The 12,223-nt window shown below is 66.7% G+C and carries 11 protein-coding genes and 1 pseudogene; 6 read left to right on the top strand and 6 right to left on the bottom strand.

All coding sequences use genetic code 11. The annotated features are described in order from the left end of the window. Positions 1–41: 41 nt before the first annotated feature. The 3 genes from G3O00_RS11225 to G3O00_RS11215 form a co-directional block, all read right to left on the bottom strand. Positions 42–971 carry a LysR family transcriptional regulator gene (locus G3O00_RS11225; protein WP_011356332.1) on the bottom strand — a complete coding sequence of 310 codons (930 nt, stop codon included), beginning with the start codon at positions 969–971 and terminating at the stop codon, positions 42–44. A gap of 146 nt (positions 972–1,117) precedes the next feature. Then, positions 1,118–2,374, bottom strand: a complete 1,257-nt coding sequence (locus G3O00_RS11220; RefSeq protein ID WP_011356333.1) for an MFS transporter — start codon at positions 2,372–2,374, stop codon at positions 1,118–1,120. Positions 2,375–2,890: 516 nt separating this feature from the next. Then, positions 2,891–3,505 carry an NIPSNAP family protein gene (locus G3O00_RS11215; RefSeq protein ID WP_206142994.1) on the bottom strand — a complete coding sequence of 205 codons (615 nt, stop codon included), beginning with the start codon at positions 3,503–3,505 and terminating at the stop codon, positions 2,891–2,893. A gap of 199 nt (positions 3,506–3,704) precedes the next feature. On the opposite strand from G3O00_RS11215, the gene G3O00_RS11210 reads away from it, so the two are divergent. Together G3O00_RS11210 and G3O00_RS11205 are read left to right on the top strand one after the other, a co-directional pair. Next, the gene (locus G3O00_RS11210) at positions 3,705–5,183 is read left to right on the top strand and encodes an aminotransferase class V-fold PLP-dependent enzyme (RefSeq protein WP_206142993.1); all 1,479 of its coding nucleotides are present in this window, start codon (positions 3,705–3,707) and stop codon (positions 5,181–5,183) included. A 130-nt stretch (positions 5,184–5,313) separates the two neighbouring features. Continuing rightward, positions 5,314–5,733: a hypothetical protein gene (locus G3O00_RS11205; protein WP_206142992.1), complete on the top strand. Its 420-nt coding sequence runs from the start codon at positions 5,314–5,316 to the stop codon at positions 5,731–5,733. Positions 5,734–5,772: 39 nt separating this feature from the next. On the opposite strand, the gene G3O00_RS11200 is transcribed toward G3O00_RS11205, so the two are convergent. Beyond that, the gene (locus tag G3O00_RS11200; RefSeq protein WP_206142991.1) at positions 5,773–6,873 is read right to left on the bottom strand and encodes a DJ-1/PfpI family protein; all 1,101 of its coding nucleotides are present in this window, start codon (positions 6,871–6,873) and stop codon (positions 5,773–5,775) included. An 88-nt stretch (positions 6,874–6,961) separates the two neighbouring features. On the opposite strand from G3O00_RS11200, the gene G3O00_RS11195 reads away from it, so the two are divergent. After that, complete coding sequence (locus tag G3O00_RS11195; protein WP_206142990.1) at positions 6,962–7,978, top strand: helix-turn-helix domain-containing protein; 1,017 nt, start codon at positions 6,962–6,964, stop codon at positions 7,976–7,978. Positions 7,979–7,990: 12 nt separating this feature from the next. Here the strand turns inward: G3O00_RS11195 and G3O00_RS11190 are convergent, their stop codons facing one another. Next, on the bottom strand, positions 7,991–8,947 hold the full coding sequence (locus G3O00_RS11190) for a LysR family transcriptional regulator (protein WP_206142989.1): 957 nt from the start codon (positions 8,945–8,947) through the stop codon (positions 7,991–7,993). A 157-nt stretch (positions 8,948–9,104) separates the two neighbouring features. Here G3O00_RS11190 and G3O00_RS11185 point away from each other — a divergent pair, with 157 nt between their 5' ends. From G3O00_RS11185 to G3O00_RS11175, 3 genes are all read left to right on the top strand, one after another. Next, a complete protein-coding gene (locus G3O00_RS11185) occupies positions 9,105–9,659 on the top strand; it encodes a flavodoxin family protein (protein WP_206142988.1) in 555 nt (184 codons plus the stop codon). 30 nt (positions 9,660–9,689) lie between these two features. Continuing rightward, entirely contained in the window at positions 9,690–9,989 is a 300-nt protein-coding gene (locus G3O00_RS11180) for a superoxide dismutase (RefSeq protein WP_206142987.1), read from the top strand. Between the two features lie 322 nt (positions 9,990–10,311). Then, positions 10,312–11,844: an amino acid permease gene (locus G3O00_RS11175; RefSeq protein WP_206142986.1), complete on the top strand. Its 1,533-nt coding sequence runs from the start codon at positions 10,312–10,314 to the stop codon at positions 11,842–11,844. A 122-nt stretch (positions 11,845–11,966) separates the two neighbouring features. Here G3O00_RS11175 and glyA read toward each other — a convergent pair. After that, positions 11,967–12,223 (bottom strand): annotated as a pseudogene (glyA, locus tag G3O00_RS11170) (serine hydroxymethyltransferase); the annotation flags it as partial.

Raw genomic sequence — 12,223 nt, 5'->3', positions numbered from 1 at the left:
GGCGACTACGGCATTTGCGTTTCGCGAATAATCCGCGTGGTTCAGCGCACCCAGCCACGCTCCAGCAGCGGAAGGTCCCACGGCGATTCGTCGCCGATGGTTTCCGCGAGGAATTCGACCAGCGCCTTCACTTTCAGCGCCTGTCGCTGCGTTGCGGGATAAACCGCGGCAAAGCTCAGCGGCGCGAGCTGGAAGTCGGTGAGGATGGGCACCAGCCGGCCCGCGACGAGCGCCTCGCTCGCGACGAGCGTGGGCAGGCACACGACGCCGCCGCCAGACAGCGCGTACTCGCGCAGCAGGTGCACGGAGTTCGAGCGGATCATGCCCGGCAGCTCCATTTCGACGACCTCGTCGCCGCGCGTCATCGTCCAGCGGTTGCGCGACGGATAGCCCGAATAAAGTGCCGTGGTGTGCTGCAGCAGGTCGCGTGGATGTTGTGGCGCACCATGCGCGTCGAGGTACGCAGGCGACGCGCAGAAGAGGCGCCTGACGGTGAACAGCCGCCGTTCGATCAGCGACTCGGAGATCGGCGGGAAGATCTGGAACGCGATGTCGAACCCTTCTTCGACAGGGTCCACGACACGGTCATTGACGATCACGTCGAGCTGGATGCCCGGGTAGCGCCGGTTGAATTCCATCAGCGGCGCGCCGAAGTGATCGAGCGCGAAACCGGGCAGCATCTGGATGCGCAGCCGCCCGGTCGGGGTCGCGCGAAGCTCGCGCATCTGGTCCGTCAGCTCGTTGACGCGCCCCACCACCTCCGCGCACTCGCGATAGAACGCTTCGCCCACTTCCGACAGGCGCACGTGGCGCGTGCTGCGATGGAACAGCGGCGCGTTGACGAACTTCTCGAGCTGCTGGATTCGGTTCGTCACGACGGAGCTGGTCACGCCAAGCTGCCGCGCCGCCTCGGCGAAGCTGCTCGCCTCCGCCACCCTGACGAATGCCTCGATGCTCAGGAACCGGTCCATACCGCGCCCTTTTTCGACAGCGAAACCGGCAGTCTACCCGTGCGGGTAACGGGCTGTGTCATGCGGGAGGCGTCACTCTGTCGCCCAATCGATGTCAATCGCCGACGGCATCCGCTCCCGAATGCACCGCCGTGCCCGCGCGGACGTTACCGTGATTGCTCACCCGCCGCGAGTTCCGGTTGCACGGCCGCCACGCGACGCTGCAGCACGGCCGGCGCGGTTTCCTTCAGCAGCAGGCTGACCACGATGCCCAGCACGACCGAGCACATCGGCAGCCACAGAATGTTCTGGATGCCAAAGTGTGCGGCGACGTAGCCGCCCATCGCCGGCGCGATGCCGCCGCCGAAGATTTCACCGACACCGACCACCACGCCGATCGACGTCGACACGAGCCCGACGGGCGCGGCCTCGGTCGCCACCGGGCCGGACAGCAGCGACACCAGCCCGAGCGTGAAGAACGACGCGACGAACAGGACCCCGAACAGCACGACCGGCTGCGGGCCGAGGCCGCGGAAGATATAGAGCATCACGGCCGTTCCCGCGAAGCCGACGATGCTCGCGAGGCGGCGGCCGACCAGGTCGGACAGGCCCGGCAACCCGAACTGCCCGAGAAACCCGCCGAAGCCGATGGCCGACACGACGAGGCCCATCTTCTGCGTGCCGAGCGCCAGGTAGTCGGTCAGGTACAGCGGCAGCAGCGCGCCGAGCACGAATACGCCGGTCATCGCACAGCACAGGGCCGCCATCGCCACGAGGATGTTGCGGCTCTTGAGCACATGACCGAGCGACGCCGGCGCATGCTCCGACGCGACGGCCTTCGTGACCTTCGGCTCACGGATGACGAAGAACATGATCGCGCCGAGAATCAGGCCGGGAACGGCGACGAGCGCAAAGACCCAGCGCCACGACACGAAACCGAGCAGCTGCGTCGCGATGATCGGCGACAGCGCGAGCCCGAACAGCGCGAAGCCGCTTTGCTGCAGGCCGAGGTTCAGCCCGCGCCGCCGCGGATGCGACGCGTCGGCGGTCGCGGCAAAGCTCGTCGGGCAGAACGAGCCTTCGGCCACGCCCATCAGGCCGCGAATCGCCATCAGCCCGAGCAGCCCGCCGGCGAGCCCCGAGAAGCCCGACAGCAGCGAGAACGCGAGGATGGCCGGAATCAGCACCTTCCGGCGGCCGATCTTGTCGGAGATGCCGCCCATCAACGCCGCGAAGATGCCCCACGACAGGCCGAGCACGCCGATGCAGTTGCCGACGTCCTGCGCGTTCAGGTTGAGGTCCTTCATGATCGAAGGGAACAGCGGCGCGATCAGCCAGCGATCGAGGCCGACCAGCCCGAAGCCGAGCGCCAGCAGCGTGACTGCCTTCCACTCGTATGAGGTATCCCACTCGTTTGCTTTCATGTCCGTCTCCGTGGACACAGGTTCGCCTGCGCGCGCCGCAGCGCCTGCGCATGAGCCAGGTCCGATGGTTTTTGTGTGCGACGCGAATCGCGAGGAAGTGCCGGCCGCCGTTCGGGTTCGACGCGCCGAGTTCAATCGGCCGACGTCACCACGATAGGTGCACGGCCGCCAATCGGGTATGGAACAACCGGCGAACGCGCCATTCGCGAAACGCAAATAATCGCGGGCGGTGCGCGGGAAGCATCGACGGAGAAGCGCGGAGCGAACGAAAGCGGCGTTGAAACAGCGCTCACTCGCGTGTCACGGGGGAATCCCTCATAGACATGGCGGCGGCTGCATTTCGCCGCATGAACACGGCGAACCGCCATTCGGGCACGCCCCGGCGCTCGCCGCCGTTCATCGGTAAAACGCGGCAAGCCGGCCACTTCGGTGTGGCCGAACCAGCCAGTTGCTTTCGCAACGGGCTGCCCTCGGCGGCAATGCGCGGGGCGACCTCACCGACGCGTCACCGGACATTCAGCACAGCGGAGACCACGCCTCCGGCAGGCAAATCGTCGACGTGGCCCGCTCGATCTGCTGCGGCCCGCCCTTGGGCGGCCAGAGTCCTTCGGCATAGTGGCGCGCGCGCAAGGCCATGCGCTCCTCCAGGCTCGAGAACCCCCAGATATGGGCGATGCGAGGCGGGCCATCGATCGCGTACAGGTTTGTGACGAGATGAGACGTATAGGCTTCGGCCGGACCGACGGCCTGCGCCCACGCGGCGATCGTCGGCGCGATCCCGGCCGGTTTGAGCCAATAGCGGCGAAATTCGTAGAACCTGCCGAGTTTCGACGGCTCGATCTCGGGCAGGAACGGAAAGCGTTCGTAGGTTTCCATGTTGAGACCCACGTCGGCACCGTCGATATTGAACGGCCCGCCGCTCATCAACGCACGACGGCGCTCCTGCTGCAGCTCGTCGATTTCGTCGAAGCCGCGCAACACGACGATCTGCCCCAACTCGCCGATTTCCGAACGCCAGGCGCCAAGGAGACGCCCCGCGGCCCCCGGATCCGATACCCATCGGTGCGCCCCGGCGGAAACGGCATCCTGCGCCAGCAGCCAACACGACAACGTCGTCAGTTCATACTGCATATCGACCATCCCTCGCAAAATAAGCGGCGGACGCGCCAGTCGCACCCGCCCGCCGCCAGAAAAATAAATTCCCCCAATCCACACTCAGATAAAACGTTATTCCATATCAAACTGAATCGCCAGCCAACTTTGGATCCTTTTTCCCTCCTGTCCCCCGTATCATTTCTTCCATTCCGAAAGAAACGAGTATGAGAAGGACATGAGCGACACCACCACGCTGCACTACCTCGACTACGCCGCCACGACGCCCGCCGATCCGCGCGTGATCGAAGCGATGACGGCCTGCCTCGGCTTCGACGGCATCTTCGGCAACCCCGCATCGAGCTCGCATGCCGCCGGCCGGCTGGCGAAAGACAAGGTCGAGCACGCACGCGCGCAAGTGGCCGCGCTGATTGGCGCAGATGCCGACGAGATCGTCTGGACGTCCGGCGCCACCGAATCGAACAACCTCGCACTGAAGGGCTATGCGGAAAACGCGACCGGCAAGCGCCACCTGGTCACGAGCCGCATCGAGCACAAGGCCATTCTCGACACGATGGCGAACCTGTCGAAGCACGGTTCGTCGGTCACGCTCCTGACGCCCACGCGCGACGGCGAGATCACCGCCGACGCGGTCGCTGCCGCGATCGGCCCCGACACGGGCCTCGTGTCGCTGATGCTCGTGAACAACGAGCTCGGCACGCTGACCGATATTGGCGCAATCTCGCGCATCGTGCATGACGCGGGCGCGCTGCTCCACGTCGACGCCGCGCAGGCGCTCGGCAAGACGCCGATCGACGTGCGCGCGCTCGGCATCGACATGCTGTCGATGTCCGCGCACAAGGTGTACGGCCCGAAGGGCATCGGCGCGCTGTTCGTGCGCCGCGACATCGCGGACCGGATCGCCCCGCAGATTCACGGCGGCGGGCACGAGCGCGGCTTGCGCTCGGGCACGCTCGCGACGCATCAGATCGTCGGCATGGGCGTGGCATGCGAACTGGCCGCTGACAAGCTCGACGGCGAAACCGCACGGATCGCGGCGCTCGGCGCCCGCCTGACGGACGCGCTGGTCGCGCTCGGCGATGTCACGCAGAACGCGGCCGCCGCGCGCCGCATCCCGCACACGCTGAGCCTGACGGTGAATGCGCCGGGCTTCTTCCCGTTCATGCTCGGCGAAGCGCTCGCCGTGTCGTCGACGTCCGCGTGCAACTCGACCAGCGGCGCCCCGTCCCACGTGCTGACCGCGATCGGCCTCGACGCGGAGACGGCAGGCCGCACCGTGCGCGTGAGCTTCGGCCGCTTCACGACGGAGCAGGATGTCGATTTCGCGATCGCCTGCTTCCGCCACGCGATCGAACAGTGTCGCGCGACGGCGGCGAACGGGTTCTCCGCGTCGCGGCAGATCACGCCGGCCGACCTGAAGGCGATCCGCAATGCCGGCTTCCGCTCGGTCATCTGCAATCGTCCGGACGGCGAAGGCGACGAACATCCGGCGTTCGATGAAATCGCCGCTGCCGCCCGCGAACTGGGCCTCGAAGCGCGCTACCTGCCGGTCGAGCGCGACCGCATCGGCGAGGCGGAGATCGATGCCTTCGGTGAACTGGTCGACACGCTGCAGAAGCCGGTGCTCGCGTACTGCCGCAGCGGCAACCGCTCCGGCATGCTGTGGAATCGTTGGTCCGCCCGGCGTACGGCCTGAGCCGGAACACCGCGCCGCTCAACGGCCCCCCGCGTTCGGGTACGAAGCCGATGCACCGATGCGCTCGGGTCAGCCCGGGTGCCGGTGAAATCCGTCACAATGGCCGCCGTGTCCGTGACCCGAACCCCGAATGCCCTGCCCGTCAAACTCCCGCGCGGAGAAGCGCGCCGACGCTGATGCCCGTTCAGCCCACACCCCGTGCAACTGGCGGCGTGCCGGCCGCGCCGCCGCGCTGCTGCTTGCCGCGAGCGTCGCCGCGTGCGACGCAACGCCGGTACCGGACCGGCTCTCGGACTTCGACGCGACCTACGCGATGAAGGAGCGGTTCGGCCTCGGCGACGTCATGGTGTTTCTCGGGTCCTGCATCGGCCCGAAAAACCCGACTTACCCGATCCAGGCGGCCTGCACGCTGGTCATCCGCGCGAACGGCCACGGGACGGAAACGCAGGCCGATTTCCACTGGAACGGAACGAAATGGGTGGCCGAGCACACCCAGTCGCGAGACATCCTGCCCTATCCCGATCCGAAGCTCGCAGAGTGGGTGAAGTAAGCGCGGCGCACAACGCCAGCATTCTGCGCAAGACGGCCGCTACTTCGGATACTCCAGCTGCAACGCAACCCAGCCCGATGTCGCATCGCCGTAGTGAGCCGCGATGTCGCCGAGCACACTGGGCAGCACGGATTCCCCACGCCGGTCGGTCGGCGTCGTCACGCTCACATGCCGGACATTCGGCGGCTGCGCCAGCAACCGCAGTCCGTGCCTTGACGCGATCACGCGCGTGTCCGCCGTCGCGACGACGTCACTGCGCCAGGTTCGCGCCCATGCGTCGGCGGTCAACGCAACCGACAGCTCGTCAAACCCGTTTTCGACCGGAAGATCGAACGTCTCGTGCCGCCAGAACGCGACACGGTTCGTCAACGCGACCGTCACCGCACGCGCAGTCAACGCGAACCGGCGGCCGTCGTGAACATCGCTCCATGTCTGCACGCCGACGCGCCGCGCCGTCTCGCGCGCCGCCGCCGGCCCGGCCAGCGCACTCACCAAGGCCAGCGAAGCGGGAATCGACGCCGACACGCCGGTCGTCGTCATGACGTTGCCGTCCATCACGTAACGGCGATCGTCGACCCACGTCGTATCGGCGAAGCGGCGGCGCAGGCCGTCGCGCGAATACCAGTGGGACGTCGCCGTGCGATGCCGCAGCAGGCCCGCATTCGCGAGGACTTCCGCGCCATCGCAGATCGCCACCATCGTCGCGCCGGCAACGGCCTGCTTGCGCAGCCACGCCAATACCACCGGGCTATCCGCGCGATGCAGCGCGGGCACGATCACGACATCGGCCCCCGCAGGCGTAGCGGCGTCGAACCGGTCGAAGGTCGTATCGGCCAGCATGCGCAGCGCGGGCATCAGTTCGACCTCGCCTTCGTCGGCCGACACGGCGACGACATCGACCGCACCGGACGTCTTCAGAATCGCGTACGGCACGATGAAATCGGTCGTCTCGGTTCCGGCGTTGTCCGCGACGATCGCCACGAGCGGCCGCGTGCGGCCCGCTTTCGGCACGCCGATCGTCAGCGCGCGTGCGACCGGCAGTGCGTCCTCCGCCCTCGCCGGTGCCGTCCGCCCCGCTGCGCACGCGCCCAGCATCGCGCCCACGAGCAGCACTGCGCCGCCTGTCTTCCATACCCGCATCGTCCCCCCACATCCGTCGATTGCACGTCCGGAAAATTACAAGGATCATGCTCGCGGTCACAAGGACAACTCCACCGCACTTTCCGCCATGTCCCAGTCAACCTGTTCGGCACGCGACATCGTTGTCGTCGGCTTCGAAGGCGTCCAGTCGCTCGACATCACGGGCCCGATGGAAGTGTTCGCGGTCGCGAACCGTTACCTGCCCGATCATGCCGTGCCGTACCGGCTCACGCTCGCGTCGCAACACGGGGACGACATCGTCACGCACGCGGGCCTGCGCCTCGCCGGTACCGTCGCGCTGGCGGCGCTGCCGGCGCGGATCGACACGATCGTCGTCGCCGGCGGCCATGAAACGGCGCTGCGACACGCGGCGTCGGAAGCCGGCGTGCTGCCGTGGCTGCGCACGCGGATCGCGGACACGCGGCGCATCGCGAGCATCTGCACGGGGGCGTTCGTGCTCGCCGCGGGCGGATGGCTGGACGGCAAGCGCGCGACCACGCACTGGAACCAGTGCGCGATGCTGCAGGCACTCTGTCCCGACGCGCGGATCGAACCGGATGCGATCTACGTCAGCGATCCGCCGTTCCATACGTCGGCCGGCGTGACGGCCGGCATCGATCTGTGTCTGGCACTCGTCGAGGCGGATTGCGGTGCGCCGACCGCGCTCGCGGTCGCACGCGAACTCGTGCTGTTCATGCACCGGCCCGGCGGGCAAGCACAGTTCAGCGTCGGGCTCGGCTCGCTGGCCAGCGCAACGCCGCGCATGCGCGCGCTGCTCACCGAGATCGCCGACGATCCGGCCGGCGATCTCGGCGTCGCCGCGCTGGCCGCACGGATGCACATGAGCGAACGCACGTTTGCGCGCACCTTCCTCAAGGAAACGGGGCGATCGCCCGCGCAATTCGTGCTGGCGGCACGCGTCGAACGCGCGAAGGCGCTGCTCGAGCGGGCCGACTGGCCGCTCGAACGCATCGCCGAGCGCTCGGGATTCGGCAGTGTCGACGCACTACAGCGCGCGTTCGCGAAGCAGGTCGGCGTGTCGCCGCGTGACTATCGCGCACGCTTCGGCGTGCATCCCCACTCCGACAGACAGCGGACCGCTTAGCCCGCGCCCGCATCACGCGCCGTACGCATCCAGCGCCTTCAACGGCACATGCAGGCTTTCGTTCGAAGCAAACGCGTCGAGCAGATAGTCGACCGTTGCCTGCACGCGCGACGCCTTCAATGCGCGATGCGGATACTGCATCGCCATTTCGTAGGTGCCGGGCAAATGATGGCGGTGCAACAACACCTTCAGCGAGCCGGCGCGCAGATGCGCCCACGCGAGATGCACACCGACCTCCGCGATGCCGAGGCCGTCACGCGCGGCCTGCAGCACGGCCTCCGGCGCCGAGAACGTCAGCGGCGCCGTGTCGCCCGGATCGACCGCCACGATGCTCCCGCCGCGCATCCTGAAGATCCACGTCGACACCTCACCGCCCAGAAACCTGCGTGCGATCAGCCGGTGCGCGCCCAGATCGTCCGGTGCTCGCGGAATGCCGTGACTCGCCAGATAGGCGGGTGACGCAACCAGCACCGTATTCATGCGAAAGATCGGCCGCGATACCAGTGCGGAATCGTGAATGTTGCCGCCGCGAATGACGATGTCGTAACCGTCGCGCACGACGTCGACGATCCGGTCGTCGAAATCGGCCTCCACCGACAAACCGGGGTAGCGCGCCAGCAACCCGGGCAGCACCGGTTGCAGGTGCTCGCGCCCGAACGCAGCGCTCGTCGAGATGCGCACGCGCCCTTGCGGCCCGAGCCGCTGCGCGACGATGCTGTCGACCGCCGAATCGAGCGCGTCCAGCGCGATGCGCGCCTCGCGCAGGAACACGCTGCCTTCATCGGTGAGCTTCAGCGTGCGTGTGGTGCGGTTCATCAGCCGCACGCCAAGCGACTGCTCCAGGCCGGCGACGTTCTTGCTGACGGCGGCCGACGTGATGCCGAGCACCCGCCCGGCCGCTGCAAAGCTGCCGCCGTCGGCCGCATGCACGAACGACAGGATCGCGCGCGTCCGTTGTGACACATCCAAAGCAGCCTCCTTCGATCGACACGTTGCACGGTACACCTTCGCCTGCCGCCGATTATCAACCTGAAGTTGAGAGCGACTCAACCCGGGCCCAACTTCCGGTTGCGACTCGCGCCGCCCACAATGCGGCCATCGTTCAACGGACTGCAAAGGAATGCTCATGCTTGCCACCATCGTTTTCGACAGCGGTCACGGTCACACCGAGCGACAGGCGCAAGCCGTCGCGGAAGGCGTGCGGCGCGTACCGGGCGCGGAAGTTCGGCTCATCGCGGTCGCCGACGGCGCGATTCCGTGGGATGCGCTCGCCGCGAGCGACGCGATCATCTTCGGCTCGCCGACGTACAACGCGTCGATCAGCTCGCGGCTCAAGAAGTTCATGGAAGATTCGACGCGCCCCGCGTGGATTCCGCAAACCTGGCGCAACAAGATCGCGGCCGGCTTCACCAACTCCGGCGCGCAGCACGGCGACAAGCTGAACGCGCTGATGACGATGACGCTGTTCGCGGCGCAGCACGGGATGATCTGGGTCGGGCTCGACCTGTTCGCCGGCACCGCGGCAAACGAGCGCAACCGGATCGGCGGCTGGCTCGGCGCGATGGCGCAGTCCGACGACGTGTCGCCGGAACTGTCGCCGATCGCCAGCGACCTCGAAACCGCCGCGCACCTCGGGCAGCGCGTCGCCGAACTGGCGACGCGGTTCGCGGCCAGCGCATAAGCGGTGCAACGCGCTTACCAGGAGATCGACATGAAACTGCTGTGCCTCGACGTTCCGCTGCCCGGCGCGAGTCCGGAAGCCTATCAACCGCACATGCTCGACGAAGTGCGCTACGGCTGGCAACTGCTCAAGCGCGGGATCGTCCGCGACATCTATTTCCGCCAGGATCGCCCCGGCGTCGCGATCATTGCGGAGTGCGATTCGATGGAAAGCGCGCGGGAAGCGCTGCGCGAGTTTCCGCTGGCCAAGGCCGGGCTGATCGACTGGGACATCATTCCGCTCGGCGCGTTTCTCGGCTGGGAAGCGCTGTTCGCGGCGGGCCATGCGTGACCCTGCGTGACTGACGCTCCGACGCTCGTCCCCCCGAACATCCCGGGGGCGATAACCCGGATCCGGCGTCGCACCGGATCTACCTGCCACGACACCTCTCCCTGCCCTCTTCCGGTGCATCCCTCCGGATTTTCACTACGTTGCCGAAATCTGATAGAGCCGGGAGATTTGATTTCATACCGTTCACGCATCGGACTGGAAAGCGATTGCCGCTCGACCCCGGGCATCGCGAGCCGCCGACGAATCCCAGGAGCGGGCCAGCTTGCTTGGCCCGGGCGGCGATGACGGTCCTGCCACGCAGGACATTCGTGACGGAGCGACCATGGAAGCAAAATTCCAGCCTGATTCAGGCACTGACAGTGACGTAAGCCTGCTGCACAAGATGGGCTATGCGCAGGAACTGTCGAGACGTATGAGCGGTTTCTCGAACTTCGCGGTGTCGTTTTCGGTGATCTGCATCCTGTCGGGCGGCATTACCGCGTTCCAGCTCGCGTTTTCCGCCGCCGGCGGCGCGTCGATCGGCCTCGGCTGGCCCCTGGGCTCGCTGTTCGCGCTGATCGTCGCGGTGTCGATGTCGCAGATCGCGTCCGCGTTTCCGACGGCCGGCGGCCTCTATCACTGGGGCGCGATCCTCGGCGGGAAGAAATGGGGGTGGATGACGGCATGGCTCAACCTGATCGGCCTGATCTTCGTGATCGCCGCGATCAATTTCGGCACCTACGACCCGTTCTTCAAGACGCTGATCGCGCCGATGTTCGGCGTCAGCCCGGACAGCCTGACCTGGTGGCATCAAACGGCGTTCATCGCGTTCATCACGATCTCGCAGGCGATCCTGAATGCGCGCGGCATCAAGATCGCGAGCAAGATCACCGACCTGTCGGGCTATCTCATCTTCGTGGTGACGATCGCGCTGGTGGTATCGCTGCTCTACTACTCGCCGGTCGCGTTCGATGCGCATCGGCTGGTGACGTTCACCAATTTCACCGGCGTCGATGGCGGCGCATGGCCGAAGCAGGCCACGCCGCTCGCGTTCCTGTCCGGCCTGTTGCTCGTGACCTACACCATCACCGGCTTCGACGCTTCCGCGCACACGTCGGAAGAGACGCATGATGCGGCGAAGAACGTGCCGCGCGGCATCATCGGGTCGGTGTTCTGGTCCGCGGTGTTCGGCTACGTGATGGTGTGCGCGTTCGTGCTGGTGATGCCGGACCTGACCGCCAGCATGAAGCAGGGCACCGGCTTCTTCGAAGCGATTCTCGCGCCGATTCCGAAGACGCTGCGCGTCACGCTCGAACTCGCGATGTTCTTCATCAACTACGTGTGCGGGCTCGCGGCGATCATGTCGACGTCGCGGATGGTGTATGCGTTCGCACGCGACGGCGGGCTGCCGGCATCGAAGCTGCTGCGCAGCGTGAGCCCGACGCACCGCACGCCCGGCCCCGCGATCTGGACGTGTGCGGTGCTCGCGATCGTCGTCACGCTGTACGGCGATGCGTTCTCGGTGCTGAGTGCCGGCAGCGCGGTGTTCCTGTTCATCTCGTATGCGATGCCGATCGGCTCCGGGATGCTGGCCGAAGGCCGCACGTGGACCGACAAGGGCCCGTTTCAACTGGGGATCTGGTCGAAGCCGTGTGCGCTGCTTGCGCTGATCGGCGCCTGCGTGCTCGCGTATGTCGGCATCCAGCCGCCGAACGAGAAAGTGTTGTACGTGCTCGTCGGCTTCGTCGTGGTGCTGATGGTGATCTGGTACGGCTTCGGCGTGCGCAACACGTTCGCGGGGCCGCCGGTGCTGAAGGACACGCGCAATCTCGACCGCATCCGCGAACTCGAGGCGAACGTCGATCCGTCTGTCTGAAACGTCTGCGAAGCAGGCTGAAAAAAAACCGACTCGCTGGCTCGATGCCGCGAGTCGGTTTTTTCATGTCTACGCGCAACAACGAGATTCAACCGCCTTGCAGCGGCTGAATCTTGCGCGCATCAGCCGTAGACGGGGAAACGCTTCGTCAGTTCGGCAACCTGCCCGCGCACACGCTCGAGCGTGGCCGCATCTTCCGGCGCTTCCAGCACATCGGCGATCAGGTTGCCGACGATCTCCGCTTCCTTCACGCCGAAGCCGCGCGTCGTCATTGCCGGCGAACCCAGGCGCACGCCGCTCGTCACGAACGGCTTTTCCGGATCGTTCGGGATCGCGTTCTTGTTCACCGTGATGTGCGCCGCGCCCAGCGCTGCTTCCG

The sequence above is a fragment of the Burkholderia sp. Ac-20384 genome, from assembly GCF_017104605.1.
In the GTDB taxonomy this organism is placed as follows: Bacteria; Pseudomonadota; Gammaproteobacteria; order Burkholderiales; family Burkholderiaceae; genus Burkholderia; species Burkholderia lata.
This window is presented reverse-complemented; position numbering and strand designations above follow the sequence as displayed.

Bases quoted from the DNA above. Each gene is read 5' to 3' on its own strand.
- G3O00_RS11225 (WP_011356332.1), bottom strand. From the start codon at position 971: ATGGACCGGTTCCTGAGCATCGAGGCATTCGTCAGGGTGGCGGAGGCG.
- G3O00_RS11220 (WP_011356333.1), bottom strand. From the start codon at position 2,374: ATGAAAGCAAACGAGTGGGATACCTCATACGAGTGGAAGGCAGTCACG.
- G3O00_RS11215 (WP_206142994.1), bottom strand. From the start codon at position 3,505: ATGCAGTATGAACTGACGACGTTGTCGTGTTGGCTGCTGGCGCAGGAT.
- G3O00_RS11210 (WP_206142993.1), top strand. From the start codon at position 3,705: ATGAGCGACACCACCACGCTGCACTACCTCGACTACGCCGCCACGACG.
- G3O00_RS11205 (WP_206142992.1), top strand. From the start codon at position 5,314: ATGCCCTGCCCGTCAAACTCCCGCGCGGAGAAGCGCGCCGACGCTGAT.
- G3O00_RS11200 (WP_206142991.1), bottom strand. From the start codon at position 6,873: ATGCGGGTATGGAAGACAGGCGGCGCAGTGCTGCTCGTGGGCGCGATG.
- G3O00_RS11195 (WP_206142990.1), top strand. From the start codon at position 6,962: ATGTCCCAGTCAACCTGTTCGGCACGCGACATCGTTGTCGTCGGCTTC.
- G3O00_RS11185 (WP_206142988.1), top strand. From the start codon at position 9,105: ATGCTTGCCACCATCGTTTTCGACAGCGGTCACGGTCACACCGAGCGA.
- G3O00_RS11180 (WP_206142987.1), top strand. From the start codon at position 9,690: ATGAAACTGCTGTGCCTCGACGTTCCGCTGCCCGGCGCGAGTCCGGAA.
- G3O00_RS11175 (WP_206142986.1), top strand. From the start codon at position 10,312: ATGGAAGCAAAATTCCAGCCTGATTCAGGCACTGACAGTGACGTAAGC.